The following is a 22,897-nucleotide window of genomic DNA, read 5'->3' as shown; positions in this document are numbered from 1 at the left end:
CGGATCCTCCGTTCGCGCGTGACAGACTGGCCAGACGTAGACGTCGCTGACGCCGAAGCGGTCGCGGAACAGCGCGACGAGGTCGTCGCCGCGGTGGAGGACCACGCCGGCCGGGTCGCCTACCAGCTCGCCCGCCTCCAGGGCGGGGACTACGGGCAGGAGACGTTCGCCACCGAGCGCGGCGAGTGGACGGTGAAGTACGAGGCCGGCGATCTGGAGTACCTCCGATTCGATCCGAAGTCGGGTTCGGAGACGTACGTCGTCTCGACGAAGCAACCGCCCGAGCCCGAGCCGCTGGCGACGGCGCTGGTCGACTACGAGGCGTTCGTAGCGGCCTTTAACGACCACGTCGACTCGCTCGACGGCGTCCTCGACGACGTGTCGACGGAGTTCCCGAGCGTCGAGACGACCGACGCCGTCGTCGCCCAGCGCGATCGCGTGCTCGGACGCATCCGCGAACTCTGCGACGTGATCGCGGGCGAGCTCCAACGCTACGAGGGCGGCGACTACGGGACCTTCGTGACCCGCGTCGACGGCACGCGCTGGGAGCTCAAGTGGGACACGGACGGCACGCAGTACCTCCGGGCCGGCGGCTCGGGCGGCGTCTACGTGCTCTCGCAGTACGAACCGCCGTCGGCCGCCGACATCCGGGAGTACGCCCCCGCGTTCTCCGGGTTCGTCGACGCGTACAACGAACACGTCGAGGAGCTGGAATCCGATCTCCGAAAGGTGTCGGTCGACGGAAAGACCGCCTGAATACGGGCAGACGGACTATATACGGGCAGAGAGCGAAAGAAAGAGCGACCGAATCGCGTCAGTCGTCGGTCGGCGCTTCGACGTTCGGCGTCTCGACCGACGATTCCTCGGGGGCGACGTCGAACAGCGGACTGTGCTCGCCGGGAACGAACGTGTTGAGCACCAGCGCCGTCAGCGCCGTCATGATGACGGGCTCGCTGAAGAACGTTTCGGCGCCCGAGGGCAACTGGGCGAGGGCTTCGGGACGCGTCGTCACGCCGAGCCCGATCCCGAGCGAGGCGGCGACGATGACCATGTTCCGCCGGTCGAGTTCGGTGTGCAGCGTGATCAGGCGGAAACCGCTGGCGGCGACCATTCCGGCCATCAGCAGCACGGCGCCGCCGAAGACCGCCTGCGGGATCGTCGTGACCGCAGCGCCGACCTTGGGGCTCAGACCCAGAACGACGAGCATGGCGCCGGCGATGCCGACGACGTGGCGGCTCATCACGCCGGTGAAGTTGACGATGCCGGCGTTCTGCGAGAACGAGGTCACGGGGAAGGCGCCGAACAGCGAGCCGAGCGAGCTCAGGAGGCCGTCGGTGAACAGGCCGCCGCGGAACTCCTCGTCGGTCGGGTTCCGCCCCTCGGCCGCGGTGACGCTGGACATGTCGCCGACCGTCTCCATCGCGGAGACCAGAAACAGGAACGCGAACGTGACGATCGGCACCGGCTCAAACGAGAGTTCGAAGGCGCCGGGCCGCGGGAGCGCGACCCAACTGGCTGCGGACACGGCACCGAAGTCAACGTAGCCGAGCGCGAGGGCCGCTCCGTAGCCGACGGTGATTCCCGCGAGGATGCTCAGGAGCCGCGCGACGCCGTCGGCGAACAGGTTGAGCACGACCGCGACGCCCAGCACGAGCGCGGCGAGCCCGAGGTTGTGCAGCGCCCCGTAGTCGGCGGCGCCGACGCCGCCGGCCGCGTAGTCGATCGCGACGGGGATCAGGTACAGGCCGATGATGACCACGACCAGTCCCGTGACCAGCGGCGGGAAGAAGGGTTTGATCCGCTTGAACTGCCAACCGATCAGTCCTTCCACGGTGAATCCCGTCACCAGAATCGCGCCGAGGACGGCACCGAGACCGTAGTCGACGCCGATCGTCGTCGCCGCGCCGACGAACGTGAAGCTCGTTCCCATCACGATCGGTAGCTTGGCGCCGACCGGGCCCGCAGTGTACGCCTGCACGACCGTCGCCAGTCCTGAAAACAGGAGTACCATCTGGACGATGTAGGCCACGTCGACGCCGCCGACCGCGTTGCCGACGATGTACGCCACCGCGGTCGCCGGGACGATCATCACCGCGACGTGTTGCAGTCCCAGCAGGATCGACCTGGGCAACGGCGGCCGCTCGTCGAGTTCGTATTCGAGCTCGATCTCGCCCTCCGTATCTGTCGCCATCTATGCACCCAACCAGCTACCCGGGTTCAATAATAGTTTCGTGTTCGAGCGCATCTCGATGCTAGCTGGCGGAGAAGTATGCACCCACGTGCATATTCATGGGTCGGGATGCCGTACCGCGATTTCGCTCGCGGCGAGTAACTTCGGATCGGCGTCCAGCCGAGAATGTCCACTGAGAACGTGACGCTCAGTGGATGATGACTTCGCCGTCCTCGACGGTGATATCGATGAGACTGGTCGCCTCGTAGTCGGTGTCGTCGAGCGCCGAACTGCCGACCTTGCGGATCACCACGACGATATCCGATATTTCGGCGCCGATGTCGTCGAGCGCGCCGGTGACGGCCGCGAGCGTCCCGCCGGTCGAGAGCAGGTCGTCGACGATCAGCACGCGGTCGCCCTCCTCGACGTCGTTGATGTACATCTCCGACTCGGAGTAGCCGGTCGTCTGGTGGAGCGCGACCTCGCCGTCGAGGCCGTACTGGCGCTTGCGGATGACGACCAGCGGAATGTCGGTCTGGAGCGACAGCGCGGTCGCGATGTGGATCCCCATCGCCTCGGGCGCGACGATCTTGTCGACGTCGAGGTCGGCGGCCTGCGTGACGCCGACGACCACCTCCCGGAGCAGTGCGGGATCGAGCATCGGGACGCCGTTGCTGATCGGATGCACCAGGTACTCGTAGCCGTCCTTGTCGACGATCGGGGCCTCGTGAAGCGACTGCTGTAACCGTTCCATACCGCCCGTTTCTCCGATCCGCGGAAAAGCGATTCGTTCTCGCGGTCGCCGGACCCGACTCGACACGGCCCCGTGGCGGCGTCCTCACTCCGGGAGGGATTTACGGCTCGGCGCCGACTACCGGGTAATGGACTCTCCCGACGTCCGAGACCAGTGGGCCGAGCGGAGCGGCGAGTACTCGCCGGACTACTACGCCCACTACGGCCCCGACGAGACGAGCGAGGCGATCCGCGAGGCGCTCGACGGGCTGGCGTCGGACGCGCCCGTGCTCGAACTAGGTTGCAGTTCGGGGCGTCATCTCGCGCACCTCCGCGAGCACGGGTTCGAGACCCTCCACGGCGTCGACATCAACGCGGACGCGTTCGACGTCATGGAGGACGCCTACCCCGGGCTGGCCGACGACGGGACGTTCTACGTCGAGGCGATCGAGGACCTCGTCGAGCGCTTCGACGACGATCACTTCGCCGCCGTCTACTCCGCGGAGACGCTCCAGCACGTCCACCCCGACGCGACCGACGTGTTCGAGGAACTCGCGCGGATCGCGAGCGACCGAATCGTCACCGTCGAGAACGAGGGCGACCACCGCGACGACGACCCGGACGTGAACTACGTCCGCGACGAGCTGCCGCTGTTCTACCGCGACTGGCGCGAGATTTTCGAGGCGTTCGGCTTCGAGCAGGTCGAAACACGGCCGACAAAGCGCGACACGCTGCGAGTGTTCCGGGCGAGCGAGCGCTGAGTGACACCCGCCCTCCGAGCGCCGATCAGTCCTCGGCGGGGACCGGATCGGGCTCTTCGGCCTCCTCGGGGTCGTCCGAGTCCGCCCGCGGGAAGTTCTCGATCGTCTCCTCGCGGAACGCTTCCTCGTCGAACCCGTAGTCCTCGTCGAAAAAGTCCAGCAGCTGGTCGGTGTCGCGCATGGCGTTCTTGACGCAGGTCGACGCGCCGGGCGAGGGCGTGATGTTGAAGATGATCCCGTCGCCGGTGATCTTGGCCTCGCCCATGTCCAGCGACTTGGCCTCGGTGTCGACTATCTGCGGGCGGACGCCGCCGTACCCCTTCGCGCGGTCGATGTCGTCGACGTCGGCCGTCGGGACGACCTTCTGGACGTTCGGCAGGAACGCCCGCTTGCCGACCACGGGGAGGTCGTAGATCAGGTTCCGGACGACGTACGGGAACAGGATGCGGTCGGCGAGGATGTTGGCGTAGCTCAGGAACGAGTCCACGTTCATCCCGAACACGTCGGCGAAGTCGCCGATCGTCTCGATCCGACCCCGCTCCAGGGTCGGCACCAGCTTCGCGGTCGGGCCGAAGCGGGTGACGCCGTCGTCGTGGACGTCGGCGTCACCGTGGACCGCCGCGAACGGCAGCTTCTTCATCTGGAGCGTGTACACCTTCCCGTTGAGCATGTCGCCGCCCAGGAAGAAGCTCCCGGCGACGGGCAGCAGCGACTTGTTCTCGCCGTAGCCCATCTCCTTGGCGATCTGGAGGCTGTGGGAACCCGCGGCGACGACCGCCACGTCGGACTCGAACTGCGGGCCGCCGGTGTCGACGACGTAGCCGTCGTCGGTCTCCTCGATGTCCGTGACTTCGGTGCCGACGAACACGTCGACGCCCTCCTCCTCGCGGGCGTTCTCGACGAACGACTTGGCGGTCTGGCCGTAGTCGACGACGTAGCCGTCGGGCGTCTGCAGGGCCAGCATCTCGGTATCGGGGTCCCGACCCTCGACGACCTTCGGTTCGAGGTCGGCGATCTCTTCGCGACCGATGTCCCGGAGCTTGGGGAACAGGTCGCCGAAGCCCTCCTCGTAGTAGCGTTCCTCGAGGTTCTGAACTTCCTCGTCGCCGACCGCCAGTACCATCTTGCTGCGCTTGCTGTGCATCTCGCGGTCGGGATCCTCGTTCTCGAGGTAGCCCGCCATCATCTCCGCGCCCTCCTTGACCTCCTCGGCCTTCTCCAGGGTGTAGTTCGTCTCGATGTCCCCGAAGTGCAGCGTCTGGGAGTTGTTGGTGTGGTGGGAGTTGATCGCCGCGATCTCGTCTTCCTTTTCTAGGAGCGCCACGCGCTCTATGTCCGTGAACTTCGCCACGGTGTAGAGCAGCGCCGCGCCGCTGATGCCGCCGCCGACGATGATGAGGTCGTATTTCTCTGTCATAGCTGACACCTGTGTCGCTGGAACCGGCTCTGACTGGACGAATGGATTTGAGGTACTTCTGTATCCCGATGTTCGGCTGGGAGCCGATCCCGTCGCCTGCTGCCGATTAGCATCCGTTCCCGCCTCTGACGCCCGACGATCCGGGCACCTCTCTCCGTCTCGACACGCCCGGCGTCACCGCGTCGCACGATAGCCGATCACGAACACCAGCATCGCGACGACGATCGCGCCCGGCGACGTCTGGATCGACATCGGGACCCGCGCGATCCCGACCGGCTGGTAGTCGTCCATGCCAAGCGTCGTGAACGCGGGTGTACTGAAGTACACGCTGTCGAAGAATAGTCGCCGATTTTCCGCGATGCTCGCGTAGTGAGCAGCGTGCGATCGATCGCCGGAGCCGCCCGCCACGGAGGCGCCTCGGCGATTCAGTCGCCGGCGACTTGCTGCCGATCGAACTGCTCGCCGGCCTCCGAGAGTTCGTCGAGCGCCGCCTCTTCCTCGCGCAGCGTCTCCTCTAGTATGTCTGCGGCCTCGTCGTGGCCGAGCTTGCCCGCCAGCGACGTGACGTTCCCGTACATCGCGATCTCGTAGTGCTCGGTCTTCTGGCCCGTCGAGATGTTGTACCGGTCGAGCACCTCGCCGTCGTTCTCGCCGGCGAACGCCTCGTGTTCCTGGATCAGCGCGTCGACGACCCGCTCCTCGCGGCGCTGGGGCTCCTCGCCGATCTCCTCGAACACTTTTTCGAGGCGCTCGACGTGCTGCTCGGTCTCCTCGCGGTGCTCGGCGAATCCCTGACTGACCTCCTCGTGGTCGGTCTGGTCGGCCAGCGTGTCGAGCGCGTCGAGCAGCTTCTGTTCGGTGTAGTACAGCTCTTCGAGGCCCTGTACGAGCAGTTCGTCGGTTGATTCGGTAGTCATGATCCACTAGCCGCTGCCACGGCGCCGTCAATGAGCGCGGACGTTGGGTGTGCAGGCGAACTAAAACCGGGGCGGTAATCCGACGCGCACGGTCAGTTCGAGGGGCACGTAAGGGGCTTGCAACTGCCACGTCGGCGTCAAAGGACACGTCCGTCGAGTCACCAACTATCGATGGCCCTCGGGTGGAAATCGGGAGTCGCCGCGCTCGTCGTGATCGCGTTGCTCGGTGGAATCGTCGCGTACGGGCTCGTGGTGGTCGACAGACCGCGCGTCGAGTCGGTCGACAACAGCTGGGGCACAGTCGAGGAGAATCGGAGCGAGGTCGAGACGGAGATCGCCGTCGACAATCCGTTGTTGCTCCGCGTCAGCGATGGTGCGGCGAACGTGAGGTACACCGTCGCGATGAACGACGTCAGGGTCGCCGACGAGCGGGAAAAGCGAGTGCAGCTACAGGGCCGCGACGACGTCGTCACGGTCCGAACGTGGGTCGACAACGACGAGATTCCGGACTGGTGGGTGACCCACGTCAACCGGAACGAGACGACGACCGTGCGAGTCGATCCAACGGTCGCCCTGGAGTACGGCGGCGTCGACGTCCCGGCGGACTCGTTGACGCGCGAGCGGACGTTCCGCACCGATCTCCTCGAACCGCTGCAGACGGAGCAAACGCGCGAGTTCTCGGCGTTCAATCGGACGGCACTCGTCGTCAACGAGACCGACGCGCAGTGGGGGCACGCGACGGCCGAGCGGACGCCGATCAACGCGTCCGCGACGGTCACGAACCCGCTCCCGGCGCCGCTCCCCATCACGAACGTGAGCTACACCGTCCGGATGAACGGGGTCGTCGTCGGGCAAGGGCAGGCCGGCCAGCAGACCCTGATCCCAGCCGAGAGCACCCGGACGATTCGGGCGAACGCGACCATCGACAACTCCGAGCTGGACGAGTGGTGGGTCACGCACTTGCGGAACGACGAGACGACGCAACTCTCGGTGGACTTCAACGCGACGGTCGAGTACGCCGGGATCGAGCGCGAGCTGCCCCTGGAGTTCGTCTCCTACAACCGGACCTTCGAGACTGACGTGTTCGCGTCGTCGGGAAGCGGCGCCGAGGCTCGCGTCGCTGCACCGACCGGCGCTCCCGGCTCCGAAACGCACGCTTCGACGCTCGCAGGGAGGAGCGCAACCGACGCTCGTCGACCGAGCTGAGAGGTGGCGGACGACGAAGAGATAGCGATGAGACGGCGAACGGCGACGGGATGGCGCCGTTCCAGTTCGACGCCGAGCGCCGGTCGGTCTCGCCGATCGGCGTCGACGTCCGACGGCAGCTCCGGGGATCGCCGACGAAATCCCGGCGATCGAGAGCGAACCGCCGGGACCGCTCGAGGGCAGGCTAGAGAGCCGGATCATCGTGGGCCATCTGACGCTGTTCCCGGATCGGCCGTAATGCGACGCGACACCGTTCAGAACGGGGAAACTCTCGCGGTCGAGATCGGACCCGGCGGTGTCGAGAGAGCAGCAGCGCCGACTCAGAGGCGCCGCGTCGCCGACTTACGCGAGCAGGCCGGGATAGTCGGCGATGATCCCGTCGACCCCCGCGTCGACGAGCTGCTCCGCCTGGTACCAGGTACCGACCGTCCACGTGTTGACCTCCCGCCCCTCGTCGTGGGCCCGCTCTACCAGGTCGATGTCGGCGAATCCGGGATCGTCGATGTAGTAGGAGTCGTTGAAGAACGGCGTCCCTTCGACCATGTTGTACGGCGGATGGAGCGCCTCGCAGTCGTACTCGTCGGTGATCTCGAGTCCGACGTCGATCGAGTCCCAGAACAGGAACGCGATCGGAACGTCGGCGTCGCACTCCCGCGTCGTCGCGAGCGCGGCCTCCATGAACGACGACACGAGGACGTGATTCTCGAACTCGGACGCGACGTCGAGCACGCGCCGCGCGAACGGCCGCCAGACGTCCTTCCGGCCCTCCAGTTCGTCCCCTTCCAGCTTCTCGGCGAACCGGACGTCGACATCGCCCGGGTTCTTCAGTTCGACGTTGACGGCCACGCTCGGCGGGATCGCCGACAGGACCTCCCGCAGCGTCGGCACCGTCTCACCGCTGTCGAGGACCTCGGCGCTTCGCACCTCCGAACAGGGCGTGTCCCACACGAGCGTGTTCTCGTGGTCGGTGACCCCCCGCTCTCCGCCGTCGCGCGAAGCGAGCCGGTCGTCGTGGAAGACCACGACCTCGAAGTCGTCGCCCTCGTGGGGGCGTCCGCCGCAGGGCACCACGTCGATCTCGATCATGTCTGCGCCGCGCCGGGCCGCGCCGCGACCTTTTCCCCCTCTCGAGGCGTTCTCCACCGCGGCGACCGTGTTCTCCGGATACACGCCCGCGAACCCGCGGTGCGCGATCAGCGTCGTCGACTCGTCGTCCCGCGAATCGCCGTCGTCGCGTCCCTCTGCATTCGCTGCCCCTCCCACGTACGATCCTATTACTGCGCCGCCCGTCGCCTTCAGCAGGGTTCGCCGGTCGATGTCGGGAATCTCGAACATTGCATGGAACGGTGACAACGAGCCCCATGATAAAATATTTTATAAAATAATTTTAATATATGTTTATTGTCACCGGCGGCTGTCCGCCCCGAGCGAAGGCAGCGGAAGCATCCCCCGGACGACCGGAACCGCGGGCTAGCGTTCGAGCGTGTCGATCGGCCTCGTGAGCCAGTCCTTCCCGGAGTCTTCGAGCAGATCGAAGAAGTCGTCGTGGAGTTCGCCGTTCGAGGCGACGACGTTCCCCTCCAGAATACTGTCGAGGTCGGTGTTCCCCTCGAAGTCGGTCACCGTGCCGCCCGCCTCGCGGACGATCAGCGCCTCCGGTGCGACATCGACCGGCTTCAGGTCCTTCACCGAGACGGTGTCGAACACGCCCTCGGCGACGAACGCCAGGTCGGGCGCGGCGGCCCCGAGCAGTCGCGTCCCCTGGGTGTTCGCGAACAGGTACCGCCACAGCCCCATGTAGTCGAAGTCGTCCGCCGTCGCGCGGCTGTAGAAGCCGACGCCGTGGAACGAGTCCTCGACGGCCTCGGTGTCGGAGACCGACAGCTCCGCGGGCTCCGAGTCCTCGGCGACGAGGTCGTAGCCGTCGCTCCGGAACTTGTAGGCGCCCTCGTCCCTGACCGCGACGTACACCTCGTCCCAGAGCGAGTAGTACATCACGCCGGCGTGTAGCTCCCCGTCCTTCGTGACCGCGAGGTTGACGCCGAAATGGGGAATCCCCTTGACGAAGTTCGTCGTCCCGTCGAGCGGGTCGATGATCCAGACGTACCCGCCTTCGAGCTGCCCGCCCTGTTCCTCGCCGTACAGCGCGTGGTTCTCGTCCTCGAAGTCGTCGCCGAGCTCCTCCCTGATCGTGTCGCGGATCAGCGTCTCGGCCTCCGTGTCGACCTGGGTGAGGAGGTTCTGCGGATCTTTCTCCTCCGCCTGTCCGATCTCGCCGTAGTAGTTCTGGTGGAGCTGTGCCGCCTTCGCCGTCGCCAGAACCGCGATCCGGAGGTATCGGTCCTCGATCGGCAACTGACCCTGAAGGTCATCGATCTCGACCCCCTCGTCGTCACCCTCCTGAGCGAGCGCGCTGAGCATCCCGTTGGAGCCGACGATGCCGGCGGCCCCGGTCACGCCCGCCAGCTTGAGAAACCGGCGGCGCGCTTCGCTCTCTGTACCGCTGTCGCGTTCGTAACCACCATTGCCATTGGACATGGCCTATTTCGAACGTCAACGAACGGGTGCTTAAATCTAGCAAAATTAAATTTCAGCTACGTATATTAACTGCGTCACATCTCTACCGCTGAATAATACCACGTGTATTACGGAAATTGGTTCTCGAAATGTGGGCCGCGGGCTCGACGACATTCCAGAGGTCGAAAAGTCGGCCTCGGCACTCATAGGGCTCGTCGTCGCCGGGTGCCGAGTCCGGCTCGGAGCGGAGCCGTCGTCATCGGCCGGTCGTCGGTACGCGCCCGCTGAACTAAAACCGTCCGCACCGGCGCGGCCGGAGCACTGTCACCACCGCACACGCCCGGCGAGGGGCTTATACGCGCTCCTAACCTAGCCGCGGTGACGTGTTTCTCGGACACGCGCTGCTGGCGTTCGCCCTCGCGACGCTGGTCGCGGACTGGCGAGGCTGGCCGGCTCGGCGGGCGCTGACGCTCGGGCTGGTCGCCGGTGCGTTCGCCGCGATCCCCGACGTCGACGTCGCGTACGCCGCGGTGGCGATCGACGTCGACGCACTCAACGCCGCCTCGATCACACAGCCCAGCACGTTCTGGGACGCGACGCGGGACGTCCACCGGACGATGACCCACTCGCTGGTCGTCGCGCTGCTTGCGGGTCCCGCGTTCGGCCTCTGGGCGGTCAAGCGAACCGGTTCGCAGCTGACCCGAGCGGCGGGGCGGGGCGTCAGCGCCGTCGCGCTCGCGGCGCTGGTCGGCGCCGCCTACGCGGTGAGCGGCCCGCTCGGCGGCGTCGTGATGGGGCTGTTCGCGGTCGCCGGCGTCGGCGTCGCGACGCTGTGCCGGATCGCGACCGACTTCCCGGCGCGGACCGTCGCGCTCGCGGCGACCGCCGGGCTGCTCTCCCACCCGTGGGGCGATCTGGTAACCGGCGAGCCGCCCCGGCTGTTCTACCCGTTCGACGTCGGCGTGTTCGACGGTCGTGTGCTGCTCCATGGCGATCCCACGCTCCACCTGCTGGGCGCGTTCGCGATCGAACTCTCGGTCGCGTGGCTCGCCGCCGTGACGATCGCTCGCGTCGCGGGGTTCTCGATGGGAGAGCTGATCGATCTGCGGGCGCTCGCCGGCGCCGCGTACGGCGTCGCAGCGGTCGCGATGGCGCCGCCGACGCTGGCGGTGTCCTATCACTTCGTGTTCTCGATCCTCTCGGTCGGCGTGATCTGTGCGGGCGTCTCGACCCGACCGACCGCGGTGCCGACCGCAGCAGAACTTCGACGGCAGTTCGGGCGTCATCCCCTGCTGCTGGGCATCACGTTCACCGCGCTGACGGGGATCACCGCGGCGCTGGTCGGGTACGCGGCGGTGTACCTCGTCGTCGCGGCGTGACGCCGCGTCGCGAGCCGGACCGACCCACCCCGATGCCTGCCGGCCACACATAATTTTATGTGGGAAGTCCTTACGGTCGCTATGTCTCTTTCCGAGCTCGATCAGATGCTCGACGACGGCCGCAGAAACGCGGTCATCGCCTGGCTGCTGGTCGCGCTGCTGGCGGCCGCGAGCGTGGGCGTCGTCGTGAGAGCGGGCGCGCTCTGGTCGCTGTTCGCGTTCGTGTTGCTCGTACTGGCGCTGATACCGCCCGCAGCCTACCGGACGCCGCGGATAATGCTGCCCTGGGAGGTGTTGCTGATGGCCGCGCTACCGGTCGTCGGACTCGCACTCGGCGCCGAGATACTGTCGAGCCAGTTCGCGGCGTACTTCGCGGTCGCCGCGATCGCGCTGGTGATCGCCGTCGAACTCCAGTCGTTCACGTCGATCCGGCTCTCTCCCGGCTTCGCGGTCGTGCTCGTCGTCATGTCGACGATGGCCGCAGCGGCGCTGTGGGGCGTGGTTCAGTGGGGATTCGACATCTACCTGGGAACCAGCTACATCACCCCCGTCGACGACCCGGATCAGGCCAACGCGAACCTGATGTGGGAGTGGATCTACTGTACTCTCGCGGGGCTGTTCGCGGGCGGCGTGTTCACGCTGTACTTCCGGCGCCGGATCACCATGGAGGATCGCGTGCCCGCCGAGATGAAAGACGAGGTGCTCGGCGACGAGCGAGGTGAGCGCCTGTGAACAACCTGCTTTCTCGGGGGCTCCCCTCGAAGCGACGCCAGCGCCAGCTGTCGTACTTCATGGAGATCAGTCTGGTCGGCCTGCTGTTCGTCGGTCTCGAACGAGGCAGCGTCGGCGTCATCGTCAACGCCGGCATGTGTCTGGCGGTGACCCAGCTCCCGCCGATCCTCGAACGTGACTACGATCTGCCGATGGACCCCCGGCTCACGCTGTGGATCACGAGCGCCGCATTCCTCCACGGCGTCGGCGTCGTCGGCATCCCGGGCGTGACGGAGGGGAACTTCTACTCCGGCGTCCCGGTGGTCAGCGAATACTGGGACCACATCACACACGCCCTCTCGTCGTCGGTCGTCGCGGCGGCCGGCTACGCGACGGCGCGGGCCGTCGATCAGCACTCCGAGAAGGTGTTCCTGCCGCCGAAGTTCATGGGCGTGATCATCCTGCTGTTCGTGCTGGCGTTCGCGGTGGTGTGGGAACTGCTGGAGTTCGGGATCGGCGTCGCCGCCACGGAGTTCGGCACCGCGTCGGTGCTCACCCAGTACGGCGTCTACGACACGCTGAAGGACGTCCTGTACAACTCTGTCGGCGCCGTCATCGTGGCGGTGTGGGGCGGCGTCTACCTGAACGACATTTCGGATGCGATCGCCGAGCGACTCGGGCTGAACTAGATCCGGCATCCTGGTGATCTCTGCAGGGCGAGTCTGACTGTTTTCCGCGTCGAGGTCGTACGCCCGCTATGGCAGACGCCGTTCCCGAACGAGCCGAGACGCTGCTCACCGGCGAGCCGCTGATGGCCCACCTCGCGACCAGCGTCGACGACCGGCCCCACGTCGCGCCGGTCTGGTACGACTACGCCGACGGCGTCGTCGAGGTGCTGACCGGTGGCCGAAAACTCCGAGATATCCGCGAGAACCCGAAGGTGGCGATCTCGGTCCAGAAGGCCGTCGGCGGCGACGCCGAGTGGATGGTCGCGCTCCACGGCACCGCCGAGATCGTCGACGACGAGGCGGCGACGCGCGAGGCCGCTCGTCGGATCAACGCGAAGTACGGCGCGAGCGAGGACGCCTACGCCGAGAACGTGCTCGTGCGGATCGACGTCGGGTCGGCGCAGTTCCGGGAGTACTGACGAGCCGAGAGGTGCCGAACGTCCTCAGTCGCCGCCGCGCCGCTGGCGCATGCTCTGGCGGGTGAACTGCGGCTTCGCGCGGATGCCGCGCCTGCTGCGGAACGAGCGGTACAGCATCGCGACGACGAACACTGTGAACGCGCCGGCGATCGCCGCCGAGAGGATGGTTCCCCAGGCGTACAGCAGCGCCGTCGATAGCGTTCCGGCGGCGCCCAGCATCCCGAGGACGATCCGTTTCGCCAGCTTGTCCAGCAGGTCGTCCGAATCCTCCAGATCCGCCCGGAGATGGAAGTCCTCGCGCTCGACGCGGTCGAGCGCGCTCTCGAGTTTCGGCGGCACGCGGACGGCCGACTCGGCCGACTCGCGGAACTGCTCGCCGGCCTCCGCGACGTAGCGTCGGGCGGTCTCCTCGCGGTAGCCCTGCTCGGTGAGATACTCCGTCGCGCTGGAGATGAAGTCGTGGTTCTCGTCGAGGGTGACGCAGACCCCCTCGACGACCGTCGCGACGCGCAGGACGAGCGCGAGGTTCTTCGGCAGGCGGAACGGGAACTCGTAGATCGAGTCCTCGATCTGGCCGACGATCTGCTGGACGCGGTACTGCTCGATGTCCTCGCCGCGGGCGTCGGCGATCGCCAGCTCCATCACGTCTGCCATCACCGCCCGGTCGGCGTCGGGGCTGAGCGTCCCCATCTCGATGAGCGCGTCGAGGATGCCGTCGATGTCCTGGTTGGCGATGGCGACGTAGAAGTCGACGATCTTCTCCTGGAGGAACGCGTCGACCCGCCCGCTCATCCCGAAGTCGTAGAACACGATCGTCCCGTCGTCCTGCACCGCGAGATTGCCGGGGTGGGGGTCGGCGTGGAACACGCCGTCGTCGATGATCATCTGCATGTACGCCCGCTGGAGGTTTTCGGCGACGGCGCCTCGGTCCACGCCGCGCTCGTCGAGTTCGTCGACGCGGCTGATCTTCGTCCCCGGAAGGTACTCCATCGTGAGCACGCGCGGGCCGGAGTGGCTCTCGACGACCGGCGGGATCTTGATGGCCTCGTCGTCCGAGAAGTTCCCGCGGATCTCGGTGAGCATCGCGGCCTCGCGCTGGTAGTCCATCTCCTCGCGGATCGTCTTGTCGAACTCGTCGGCGAGGTTCCGCAGCGAGAACGAGCGGCCCTCGCCGACGAAGCGCAACAGCAGCGGGAGCGACCACTTGACCACGCGCAGGTCGGCCTCGACGAGCGACTCGACGCCGGGGCGGCGGATCTTCACGGCCACGTCGTCGCCGTCGACCGTCGCGCGGTACACCTGCCCCAGGCTGGCGCCGCTGATCGGGTCGGTGTCGAACTCGTCGAACCGGTCGTCGATCGGCCCGAGTTCGTCTTCGAGCACTTCGCGAGCTGGCTCCCACTCCGCCGGCGGCACCTCGTCTTGCAACTGGGAGAGCACCTCGATGTACTCCGGGGGCAGGATGTCCGGCCGCGTCGAGAGCAGCTGGCCGAGCTTGATGAACGTCGGCCCCAGCGTCAGCAGGGCGTCGAGCAGGTGCTCGGCGCGCTGCTGTCGGGTCTCGGCGTCGACCTGCCGACCGCGGCCGAACAGCAGGAACCGGTTGCGGTCCCGGGCGTAGGCGAGCAACAGCGGCAGAAAGCGCCTGGCGACGACGAGAAAGCGCCAGTACGCCCTGAGGTTCACCAGCGTCACCACCTCGCGCTACTCGGCGGTGACTTCGATGGTAGTTTCGACGTCCTGGCCCCGCTTGGGCACGGTGAGCTCGAGGACGCCGCTCGACATCGAGGCCTCGGCGTCCTCGCCCGAGGCGTCCGGCGGCAGGGGTAGTTCGGCGTCGAGAAACAGGGATCGGTCCTCGCGGAGGTAGCGAAACTCCGCGGGAGCGGACTTCGTGCGCCGCGCTTCGATCACGAGGCGGCCGTCCTCGACGCGCACGTCCAGCGTCTCGGCGGTGACGCCCGGCAGGTCGATCACCAGCTTGTACGCCTCGTCGCTCTCGAGGAGGTCGGCGAACACGGCGTCGGGGAGGTCGCGCAGGGCCTCGCGCAGCGCTGACATGCGCGTCACTTGGGAGCGGGGAGCGTTAAAGCCCGTGGTCGCGGCCAGCGCGCTCCGATCGGTTCTCGGAACCGCATCAGAGTCCGCCGACGACGAAGGCCCCGGCGATGGCGACGATCACGGCGCCGAAGATCGCGTACGTCGCGCCGGACTTGACCTGCCGCCGGATCGCGTCGGATTCGGAGCCCTTCGAGATGCGGAACCGCGGCGTCGCCTTCCCGCTGCCGATCACGGCGTTCACGGACCCGGAAACGTCCCCTATCGAGCGCCCGTGTCGCGACTGTCCGTAGACGTGGATCTCGTCGCCGGCGTCGATGCGCCGCTCGATGTAGCGCCGCCGATCGCCGTGGTGGATCGAGAGCGGGCCGATCGAGGTCTCGCCGCCCTCCTCGCGCTCGACGCCCACGCTATCGAGAAACTCCTGGATCTCCTCGGGCGGCGTCTCGCCGCCGTCGGACTCGATCTCGGCGTCGCGTTCCAGCGAGTACTCGGCGCCCTCGGGATCGATCGCGACGCTGCCGCTGTCGTCTTCCAGCAGGAACGGAACGGCGTTGAGGTTCTCGTGGAGCGTCTCCCAGTGGCTGTTCTTCCCGGAACTTTTCCACTCCTGAATCTTGTACTCGCAAACGAGCGTCGGCGTCCCCGTGAACGGCGACTGCAGCGTCCGTCCGCCCGACGCCGCCGTCCCCTCGACTTCGACCGCGCCGGTGACGTTCGCGACGTCCATCACCGCCACGGGATCGTTGCGCCACAGCGTCCAGCCCTGCCACAGTTCGATTGCGGCGTGCCACCACAGCCAGCCGACCAGCGCCGCGAGGCCGACGCCGACGGCGAGCAGCCACGGCGGGAGGTTCGCGATCATGGGGCGATGTTATTTCCGGCAACTAATAAATCGTATCATTGTCAGGATGGCGTCGATCGGGCGCTCGGACGGGGCTAGATCTTATCTGTTATCCGTCTTCCATTGATGTTCTTTCCGGTTCTCCCCCCTTCATTTGGATTTTGTAAACAATAGGTATCGTTTGAGGTTTAAAAGAAACTAGGTGGAGGAGTGAAGCAGTTTCCCTTGAGAGATGTGTTTACCGTCCAGTAATTATTTGAAAGCTGTCTTCTAAATATAGATAATAACTGGTATGGCCGACGAAGATCTCTACTCCCGCCGTAGAATATTGCAGACAGGAACTACAATAGCGACAACACTTTTAACTGGATGTGCGGATCCGCTTAGCAGCAACGCCAATGATTCTGTCAATGTAAATAAAATCGATCTCTCAGCCCATGAAGATACTATCCGTCTACCTTCAGTCTGGACCGATGAGGATAGTTTGGAGGATGTGCAAGCCACTCTGACTGCGGAGATAGAAGCAGACAGTAAACTCGGAGAAGCAGTACTGGAAAGCAACGGAGAAGAGTACCAGTCCTGGAACGACCTAGGTCGTACACTCGAACAAGAAATAACAGTGCCTCCAGGAGACCTCCAGAACGGAGAAAACACGTTCACACTCACCTCAAACAGAAACAAAGACAGCCACCGAATAACCAAAGAAACCCCTCAAACCCACCTACTCAACCTCCAACCAGCTAACGAAAACAACGCCGACAGCAACATCTTCACCACATACCAACCACCAAAACAGATACAACACAACCAACTAACCATCGACCTCCAAAAACTAGAAAACTGGCACGATAACGACTACGAAAACATCGAACACCAAGAAGGAAGCCAGTTCATACAATCAATCGGCACAGACACACCAGAAGACAGCATATCACACCAAGCTAAAACCCGGCCAGAAAGCGTCAGATACCCTAACGAAGAAGGAAAATCCAACACGTACGGACACTTCGACTACCAAAAATTCTCCAGCTCAGAATCAGTCGGAGAAGCATTAGACTGGCTACAGACCTACTTATTCAACTGGCAGAGAAACTTCGATGATCCCGGACCGATCTCCACGGAAGACGAACTATACGCAGCAGTACTACAAGAAGGACTCGACCAACATACCGATATTGAGTCGCATTTCTGGGCGTTCGACCTACCGGAAGCACCAGCCAGCACACACGGAAACGGACTTGTCTACGACCAAACCAACAACGAACTCCGAATCATGGAAACAATATCCGCCCCAGAAACATGGAGCCCCGAAACCGGAGAACAATACCACCCACTGGTCGAAAACTCAAACTACCTCAACCCAGACCACGACGCATACAGCAGCTGGTGGCACCCACTCAGATTCAACGGAGAAAAGACAGGAAAAAACTCTCTCAGCCTCAGAGACGGAAATTTCTATGCTTCCACCGTTCTTAGAGGCATAGCAACAGGGCAGGATGAAGATGTAGAACTAACAACGAATTCAGCTGAGTCGGGTATTGCTCCGGTAGGTAACTACCTACCTGATCTTATGGATAAACTCCGGAACTGGAACGTGAACGACGAATACGACGAAGAACTATTCCAAGAAATCAAAGACCAGTCCAAAGCATACAACAAACTCAGAAACGGACACGAAAACTACCTTGTCGGCGGAACGGTCGAAAATCCGATTTACGCCAAAGTAGACCAAAGCACGGTAGAAAAAGCCTGGAACAACCCCGAAGAAACCATCGTTGATTACGTGGAGGAACTGGACGAAGAAATATACGAACAAATGGTTTCAGGAACAGCATCCGCATCAATCGAAACCACCAACCAACTACTCGAACCCACAAGCGCATAAACACACAATCGCCTGTCAAGGGCTTTGAACCATGCGTTCACCGTTCTCCGCCGTGTTTCCCTTGGATTTTATATAGAACCTTTAGTTCAGGTTCGGATACCCCGTGTTTCCTTTGAGGGCTTTGAACCCTTGGTCCTAGATACGGCCGGGCCGGCCTTCCGGCGGGCTCAGCCCAGCTCGTCGAACGACCGGATGCGCCGGTCGCCCCACACCGCGAAGCCGCGCTCGTCGGGATCGTAGCGCTGGACGTGGATGCCGTCGAGTCCGGCGTTCCGGGCCGCACCGACGTCCTCGGCGCTGTCGCCGACGAGCGCGCCGACGTGACCGTTGTGCGCGACGCCGAGGTCGCGCATGGCGCGCCGCACCGGCGCCGGGTCGGGCTTCCAGCCCAGCTCGTCGGTACAACAGACAACCGTATCGAACCAGTCGGCGATGTCGTGGTGCCGGAGGACCGGATCGGTGAGATACTGCTGGCAGTGGGTGACCAGCCCCGTCGGGCGTTCGAGGTCCGGGACGACGGCGGCGTCATCGAAGAGGAACGTCGACTCCGAGCGCGTGGTCGGATCTTCGACCTCGTGGAACGTCTCCCAGAACGTCGCGGCGTCGACGTCCATCCCCTCGATGACGCGGTCGCGCTGCCCGCCGTACCCGTGCCAGAGCACCTCGGCCTGCCGATCCGTGATCTCGACTCCCAGCCGGTCGCCGACCTCGCCCATCACGTCGCGGACGTAGGTGGGCTCGACGTCGACCAGCGTGCCGTCGAGGTCGAGCAGCCAGAAGTCGTAGTCCGGGAGGGCCATGGGGCACACGAGTACGCGACGGTCGCCAATAAGCGTTCTCCCCGGAGGAATACGGGGCTGGAGCCCTTACGTCCATCCGACTGATGACGGGTCACACGGACGCGGCCGACGCCGACGGCGCCACCGGAACCCCGCCGCCGGCGGTATCGCTCTCCGGCGTCGGCAAGCGCTACGAGCGCGGCGGCGAGGTCGTACGAGCGCTCGACGACGTCTCGCTCGACCTCCCGCGAGGGTCCTACACCGCCGTGATGGGCCCGAGCGGCTCGGGCAAGAGCACGCTGATGAACCTGGTCGGCTGTCTGGACACGCCCAGCGCCGGCACCGTGCTGGTCGACGGCGAGGATGTCTCCGCGCTGTCCGACGACGGGCGCGCGCGGATCCGAGGCCAGAAGGTCGGGTTCGTGTTCCAGACGTTCAACCTGATGCCGCGGCTCACCGCCCGGGAAAACGTCGCGCTGCCGCTGGTCTTCCGGGGCGTCGACCGCGCCGATCGGCTGGAGCGGGCGGACGAGCTGCTCGCCCGGGTCGGACTCACGGATCGGACGGACCACCGCCCCAACGAGCTTTCGGGCGGGCAGCGCCAGCGCGTCGCCATCGCGCGGGCGCTCGCGAACGACCCCGCGATCGTGCTCGCCGACGAGCCAACTGGGAATCTCGACGCCGAGACGGGACGGGCGATCTTGGGGGAGTTCGAGCGCCTCCACGAAGCGGGGACGACGGTGTTGCTGGTGAGCCACGAGCGCCACGTCGCCGAGCACGCGGAACGGATCGTCCAACTCCGTGACGGCGAGATCGAGGGGATCGAGGAGATCGAGGAGCGGCGTCGAGCGGCCGTCGCGGACGCTCCGGACGGGCCGGGAGGCTCACCGACCGGCACGGGCGCCCCGGACGGTTCGGACTCACCGACCGGCGCAGACGGGGATCGCTGATGGAACTCCGCGAGAGCGTCCAGCTGAGCCTGCGGGCGATCCGCGAGCACGGGCTCCGATCGGCGCTGACTGTCGTCGGCATCACGATCGGCATCGCCGCGGTGATCACGTTCGTCACGCTCGGGGCGAGCCTCCAGGCGGAGGTCGTCGGCGAGGTCTCCGGCGACGCGCCGCCGGAGATGCAGGCGACTGTCGGCCCCGAGGGGCAAGAGGGCGGCCCGCCGGGGGCGTCGACCGTGCCTGCGTTCACCGAGCGCGACGTCGAGGAGATTCGGGACCTCCCGAACGTCGGCCAAGCGATACCGCAGGGGACCGTCCAGATCGCCACGCTCGAACACGAGGGCCGATCGATCGCCTGGGAGAGCGCGACGGCGACGACGCCGGGCTACTTTGCGGACCGGCAGTTCGAGTCCGGGGGTCCGTTCGAGCAGGGGGCCAACGAAGTGGTCGTCAACGAGCAGGCCGCCTCGCTGTTCGACCCCGAACTGGAGGTCAACGACACGCTCGTCCTGCAAAGCGGCGCGAACAGCACCCGCGAGGCGACGGTCGTCGGCGTCCTCGAAAACGGAGGGGATGGTCCCTTCGGCGACATCTCGATCCCGCAGGTGTACGTGCCGACCGATCCGTTCTACGAGACGACCGCGGAGAGCCCGGCGACCGGCGAGCGCCAGCGCGTCTACCCCTCTCTCACCGTGGTCGCGAGCGACTACGAGAGCGTCCCCACAGTCCAGTCCGACGTGCAGGCGTACCTGAGAAACGACTCGGACGCCCGCTCGCTCAAGCCCGACGAGTACGAGTTCTCGGTCCAGACCAACGAGGAACTCGTCGAGCAGATCCGCGAGGTGATCGGCACGTTCACCGGGTTCGTCGCCGGAATCGCCGTCATCTCGCTGATCGTCGGCGCCGTCGGCATCGCCAACATCATGCTGGTCAGCGTCACCGAGCGCACGCGCGAGATCGGCATCATGAAGGCCGTCGGCGCGCGGCGCCGCGACGTGCTCCAGCTCTTTCTCGTCGAGTCGGTGCTGCTGGGTATCGCCGGCGCCGTCCTCGGGACCGTCGTGGGGCTGGCCGGCGGCTACGTCGCGACGGACTACCTCGATCTCTCGCTGACGTTCGCGCCCGAGTGGTTCGCGGCCGCGGTGGTCGTCGGCGTCGGCGTCGGCGTCCTCGCGGGGCTGTATCCGGCCTGGAACGCCGCGCGGGTCGATCCGATCGAGGCGCTCCGGCGGGAGTGAGGGCGTCGGCTAGTTTCCAAAGATTCGCTTGAGGTTCAGCGAAACCACCGTTAGGGAGAGTTGCGTTCTGCCCAGTCTGCTTTGACTGTTAGTCCTCATCATCTTGAAGACGGCGCTGTTTCGCTCCAGTCTGTAATCCGATAAGACTGGCACCAATGAGCATACTTAGCATCCCAAGAAGGATGAACCCCAATGCAATCGTCGTAGTGATTGTCGCCGTGGCAAGCATGAGGTGTCCGAGAACGACAGCACCGCCAATGAGAAACAACCCCAGTCCGGCGGTCGTTATCGGTACTGCCCAATGCGTATATGCCATCTCAGATTCGACCACCATCTGCAGAAGGATGGCGAACGCAGGAAGTGAGAGCGCCACTAACTGCAGAATGCTAAATGCAAGTTGCCTGTCAACCATACTCTCACTACCAGTGCTACAAAAATCGGTCTATCGGTCAATCCGTGACCTGCATCTACCACTAACCGGGAACGCATCAAAGGGGACTGAATCGTACCACCGCCCCTCAAAGTTCAGGACTCGACTTCCACGGAACTCCCGAAGTACTTGGTGAGCGCCTCACTGACGTTGTCAGCCTTGAACAACTCCAGATCCTCCGAAATAGCCGCCTTGAGCGCGTCGTAGTACTCCTCATCGGTGTCGAACCGCCGGTACTCGACGGATTCGACAGGTACGCCCAGCGCGTCCTCGGCGAGCTCGCGGGCGTGAACTGGATCGTTCACCTCGCCCCGCCAGAGGTTGTCGCGGAAGAACAGCCAGCCGTCCTCGCCGGGCGGATCGGCGGCGCGGTACAGCGTCGTCTCGAACGTCGCGGGCTCGACGCTCACCGGGGCGTCGGGCGAGAGCCGGAAGCGCACGGAGAAGACGTACGTCGCGTCCACCGGTCAGGTCTCGTTTTCGATCAGCTCCGCCATGTGGATGTCCTGGTCCGTGATGCCGCCCTCCTCGTGGCTGGTGAAGCGGACCTCGACTTCCTCGTAGCGGATCTCGATCGTCGGGTGGTGGAACTCGGCTTCGGCGATCTCGCCGACCATCTGCGCGAACGTGACCCCGCGGAGGTAGTCGTCGAACTCGTAGACGCGCACGATCTCGTCGCCGTCGCGCTCCCACTCATCGGGCAACTGTTCCGCGATCTCGTCGTCGGATAGCAGGTCGGCCATACGGCCTGCAACGGGGGCATCCGAAATAAATCATGTCCCCGCGACCGCGGTTCGGCGTTCCGTCGCGTCTCAGTCGGGGGACGACAGTGCCACGATGCCACGCATCAATGATATCGAACTGACTGTTTCGGCCGTCGTTCGGCGTCGACGCTCGCGTCGGGCGACTCGATCGGACATCGTTCCGCGGGTGCAAAGCGGTTATGGGGGTTCGGGACGGCGAGACGAGTATGCGCGTCACCTTTCTCGGGACCGGCAGCGCGATGCCGACGGGCGATCGCTTCCAGTCGGGCCTGCTCGTCCAGGACGAGGGCCGAACCCTGCTGGTCGACTGCGGCAGCGGCGTCCTCCACCGGCTCCAGCAGAGCGGCGTCGGCTACGAGTCGGTGTCGACGGTGCTGCTGACCCACCACCACCTCGATCATGTCGCAGATCTGCTACCCCTGCTGAAGGCACGCTGGCTCGCCGGCGAGGAGACGCTGACGGTCGTCGGGCCGTCCGGGACGAAGGCGCTGGTCGACGACCTGCTGGACGTGCACGACTACCTCGACGGCCGGGTCGACCTGAGCGTCCGCGAGGTCCACCCCGGCGAGTTCTCGGTCGCCGGCTTCGACGTGCGAGCGCGGGAGGTCCGACACTCCAAGTACGGACTCGCCTACCGGTTCGACGACCGGCTCACGGTCAGCGGCGACACCGAGGCGTTCGCCGGACTGGCGTCGTTCGCCGAGGGGTCGGGGCTGCTGGTCCACGACTGCTCGTTCCCCGACGACGTCGAGGTCGACAACCACCCGACGCCGTCGTCGCTCGGGCGGGCGCTCTCGGGCCGCGAGATCGGGCGCGTGTACCTCACGCACCTCTATCCGCACACCGAGGGGCGCCACGACGAGATGCTCGAGAGCGTCGGCACCCACTACGACGGCGACGTCCGGTTCGCCGAGGATCTGACGACCGTCCGGATCGACTGAGGGGACGCGGCGCCGTCTCCGCGCGGCTGGTTCTGAACGGCGAGGCGATGC

25 protein-coding genes are annotated in these 22,897 nt (G+C 65.3%); 11 read left to right on the top strand and 14 right to left on the bottom strand.

Going from position 1 to position 22,897, the window contains the following annotated elements; genetic code table 11:
- Positions 1-18 precede the first annotated feature (18 nt).
- On the top strand, positions 19-756 hold the full coding sequence (locus ABDZ81_RS11135) for a profilin-fold protein (RefSeq protein WP_343774053.1): 738 nt from the start codon (positions 19-21) through the stop codon (positions 754-756).
- Positions 757-814: 58 nt separating this feature from the next.
- Here the strand turns inward: ABDZ81_RS11135 and ABDZ81_RS11130 are convergent, their stop codons facing one another.
- Together ABDZ81_RS11130 and hpt are read right to left on the bottom strand one after the other, a co-directional pair.
- The gene (locus ABDZ81_RS11130) at positions 815-2,191 is read right to left on the bottom strand and encodes a uracil-xanthine permease family protein (protein WP_343774052.1); all 1,377 of its coding nucleotides are present in this window, start codon (positions 2,189-2,191) and stop codon (positions 815-817) included.
- Positions 2,192-2,378: 187 nt separating this feature from the next.
- On the bottom strand, positions 2,379-2,924 hold the full coding sequence (gene hpt / locus ABDZ81_RS11125) for a hypoxanthine/guanine phosphoribosyltransferase (protein WP_343774051.1): 546 nt from the start codon (positions 2,922-2,924) through the stop codon (positions 2,379-2,381).
- 127 nt (positions 2,925-3,051) lie between these two features.
- On the opposite strand from hpt, the gene ABDZ81_RS11120 reads away from it, so the two are divergent.
- Positions 3,052-3,663: a class I SAM-dependent methyltransferase gene (locus tag ABDZ81_RS11120; RefSeq protein ID WP_343774050.1), complete on the top strand. Its 612-nt coding sequence runs from the start codon at positions 3,052-3,054 to the stop codon at positions 3,661-3,663.
- 25 nt (positions 3,664-3,688) lie between these two features.
- Here ABDZ81_RS11120 and ABDZ81_RS11115 read toward each other — a convergent pair whose 3' ends face one another.
- The 3 genes from ABDZ81_RS11115 to ABDZ81_RS11105 all read right to left on the bottom strand — a co-directional run bounded on the left by ABDZ81_RS11115 (position 3,689) and on the right by ABDZ81_RS11105 (position 5,997).
- Positions 3,689-5,080: an FAD-dependent oxidoreductase gene (locus ABDZ81_RS11115; protein ID WP_343774049.1), complete on the bottom strand. Its 1,392-nt coding sequence runs from the start codon at positions 5,078-5,080 to the stop codon at positions 3,689-3,691.
- A gap of 174 nt (positions 5,081-5,254) precedes the next feature.
- Positions 5,255-5,488, bottom strand: a complete 234-nt coding sequence (locus tag ABDZ81_RS11110; RefSeq protein ID WP_343774048.1) for an ion channel — start codon at positions 5,486-5,488, stop codon at positions 5,255-5,257.
- Between the two features lie 17 nt (positions 5,489-5,505).
- A complete protein-coding gene (locus tag ABDZ81_RS11105; RefSeq protein WP_343774047.1) occupies positions 5,506-5,997 on the bottom strand; it encodes a YciE/YciF ferroxidase family protein in 492 nt (163 codons plus the stop codon).
- Positions 5,998-6,168: 171 nt separating this feature from the next.
- Here ABDZ81_RS11105 and ABDZ81_RS11100 point away from each other — a divergent pair, with 171 nt between their 5' ends.
- On the top strand, positions 6,169-7,203 hold the full coding sequence (locus tag ABDZ81_RS11100; protein ID WP_343774046.1) for an LEA/WHy family protein: 1,035 nt from the start codon (positions 6,169-6,171) through the stop codon (positions 7,201-7,203).
- Positions 7,204-7,545: 342 nt separating this feature from the next.
- Here ABDZ81_RS11100 and ABDZ81_RS11095 read toward each other — a convergent pair whose 3' ends face one another.
- A complete protein-coding gene (locus ABDZ81_RS11095) occupies positions 7,546-8,538 on the bottom strand; it encodes a glycerophosphodiester phosphodiesterase (protein WP_343774045.1) in 993 nt (330 codons plus the stop codon).
- A gap of 135 nt (positions 8,539-8,673) precedes the next feature.
- Positions 8,674-9,741, bottom strand: coding sequence for an inositol monophosphatase family protein (locus ABDZ81_RS11090; protein ID WP_343774044.1), 1,068 nt, complete (start codon positions 9,739-9,741; stop codon positions 8,674-8,676).
- A 362-nt stretch (positions 9,742-10,103) separates the two neighbouring features.
- Here ABDZ81_RS11090 and ABDZ81_RS11085 point away from each other — a divergent pair, with 362 nt between their 5' ends.
- The 4 genes from ABDZ81_RS11085 to ABDZ81_RS11070 all read left to right on the top strand — a co-directional run bounded on the left by ABDZ81_RS11085 (position 10,104) and on the right by ABDZ81_RS11070 (position 12,957).
- Positions 10,104-11,099, top strand: coding sequence for a metal-dependent hydrolase (locus tag ABDZ81_RS11085; RefSeq protein WP_343774043.1), 996 nt, complete (start codon positions 10,104-10,106; stop codon positions 11,097-11,099).
- A gap of 81 nt (positions 11,100-11,180) precedes the next feature.
- Entirely contained in the window at positions 11,181-11,831 is a 651-nt protein-coding gene (locus tag ABDZ81_RS11080) for a hypothetical protein (RefSeq protein WP_343774042.1), read from the top strand.
- 59 nt (positions 11,832-11,890) lie between these two features.
- Positions 11,891-12,499, top strand: a complete 609-nt coding sequence (locus ABDZ81_RS11075; RefSeq protein WP_377074436.1) for a DUF2238 domain-containing protein — start codon at positions 11,891-11,893, stop codon at positions 12,497-12,499.
- A gap of 68 nt (positions 12,500-12,567) precedes the next feature.
- Positions 12,568-12,957, top strand: coding sequence for a pyridoxamine 5'-phosphate oxidase family protein (locus ABDZ81_RS11070; RefSeq protein ID WP_343774040.1), 390 nt, complete (start codon positions 12,568-12,570; stop codon positions 12,955-12,957).
- 24 nt (positions 12,958-12,981) lie between these two features.
- Here the strand turns inward: ABDZ81_RS11070 and ABDZ81_RS11065 are convergent, their stop codons facing one another.
- From ABDZ81_RS11065 to ABDZ81_RS11055, 3 genes are all read right to left on the bottom strand, one after another.
- Positions 12,982-14,643, bottom strand: a complete 1,662-nt coding sequence (locus ABDZ81_RS11065) for an ABC1 kinase family protein (protein ID WP_343774039.1) — start codon at positions 14,641-14,643, stop codon at positions 12,982-12,984.
- An 18-nt stretch (positions 14,644-14,661) separates the two neighbouring features.
- Entirely contained in the window at positions 14,662-15,018 is a 357-nt protein-coding gene (locus ABDZ81_RS11060) for an Hsp20/alpha crystallin family protein (RefSeq protein ID WP_343774038.1), read from the bottom strand.
- 76 nt (positions 15,019-15,094) lie between these two features.
- Entirely contained in the window at positions 15,095-15,880 is a 786-nt protein-coding gene (locus ABDZ81_RS11055) for a GIDE domain-containing protein (protein WP_343774037.1), read from the bottom strand.
- Positions 15,881-16,151: 271 nt separating this feature from the next.
- On the opposite strand from ABDZ81_RS11055, the gene ABDZ81_RS11050 reads away from it, so the two are divergent.
- On the top strand, positions 16,152-17,744 hold the full coding sequence (locus tag ABDZ81_RS11050; protein WP_343774036.1) for a hypothetical protein: 1,593 nt from the start codon (positions 16,152-16,154) through the stop codon (positions 17,742-17,744).
- A gap of 167 nt (positions 17,745-17,911) precedes the next feature.
- Here ABDZ81_RS11050 and ABDZ81_RS11045 read toward each other — a convergent pair whose 3' ends face one another.
- The gene (locus tag ABDZ81_RS11045; RefSeq protein ID WP_343774035.1) at positions 17,912-18,544 is read right to left on the bottom strand and encodes an HAD family hydrolase; all 633 of its coding nucleotides are present in this window, start codon (positions 18,542-18,544) and stop codon (positions 17,912-17,914) included.
- A gap of 83 nt (positions 18,545-18,627) precedes the next feature.
- Between ABDZ81_RS11045 and ABDZ81_RS11040 the strand changes: the two genes are divergently transcribed.
- Both ABDZ81_RS11040 and ABDZ81_RS11035 read left to right on the top strand, forming a co-directional pair.
- Positions 18,628-19,473, top strand: coding sequence for an ABC transporter ATP-binding protein (locus tag ABDZ81_RS11040; RefSeq protein ID WP_343774034.1), 846 nt, complete (start codon positions 18,628-18,630; stop codon positions 19,471-19,473).
- Entirely contained in the window at positions 19,473-20,711 is a 1,239-nt protein-coding gene (locus ABDZ81_RS11035) for an ABC transporter permease (protein WP_343774033.1), read from the top strand. Before ABDZ81_RS11040 ends, ABDZ81_RS11035 begins: the two co-directional genes overlap by 1 nt.
- 88 nt (positions 20,712-20,799) lie before the next feature.
- Here ABDZ81_RS11035 and ABDZ81_RS11030 read toward each other — a convergent pair whose 3' ends face one another.
- The 3 genes from ABDZ81_RS11030 to ABDZ81_RS11020 form a co-directional block, all read right to left on the bottom strand.
- Complete coding sequence (locus ABDZ81_RS11030; RefSeq protein ID WP_343774032.1) at positions 20,800-21,123, bottom strand: hypothetical protein; 324 nt, start codon at positions 21,121-21,123, stop codon at positions 20,800-20,802.
- Between the two features lie 113 nt (positions 21,124-21,236).
- The gene (gene lwrS, locus ABDZ81_RS11025; protein ID WP_343774031.1) at positions 21,237-21,605 is read right to left on the bottom strand and encodes an LWR-salt protein; all 369 of its coding nucleotides are present in this window, start codon (positions 21,603-21,605) and stop codon (positions 21,237-21,239) included.
- Positions 21,606-21,608: 3 nt separating this feature from the next.
- A complete protein-coding gene (locus tag ABDZ81_RS11020) occupies positions 21,609-21,884 on the bottom strand; it encodes a 4a-hydroxytetrahydrobiopterin dehydratase (RefSeq protein WP_343774030.1) in 276 nt (91 codons plus the stop codon).
- 227 nt (positions 21,885-22,111) lie between these two features.
- Here ABDZ81_RS11020 and ABDZ81_RS11015 point away from each other — a divergent pair, with 227 nt between their 5' ends.
- The gene (locus tag ABDZ81_RS11015; protein WP_343774029.1) at positions 22,112-22,846 is read left to right on the top strand and encodes an MBL fold metallo-hydrolase; all 735 of its coding nucleotides are present in this window, start codon (positions 22,112-22,114) and stop codon (positions 22,844-22,846) included.
- The last annotated feature ends 51 nt before the right edge of the window (positions 22,847-22,897 follow it).

Origin of the sequence: Natronoarchaeum mannanilyticum (assembly GCF_039522665.1) — an archaeon.
Taxonomy (GTDB): Archaea; Halobacteriota; Halobacteria; order Halobacteriales; family Natronoarchaeaceae; genus Natronoarchaeum; species Natronoarchaeum mannanilyticum.
The sequence above is the reverse complement of the archived record's forward strand: the minus strand, read 5'-3'. Positions and strand labels throughout refer to the sequence as shown.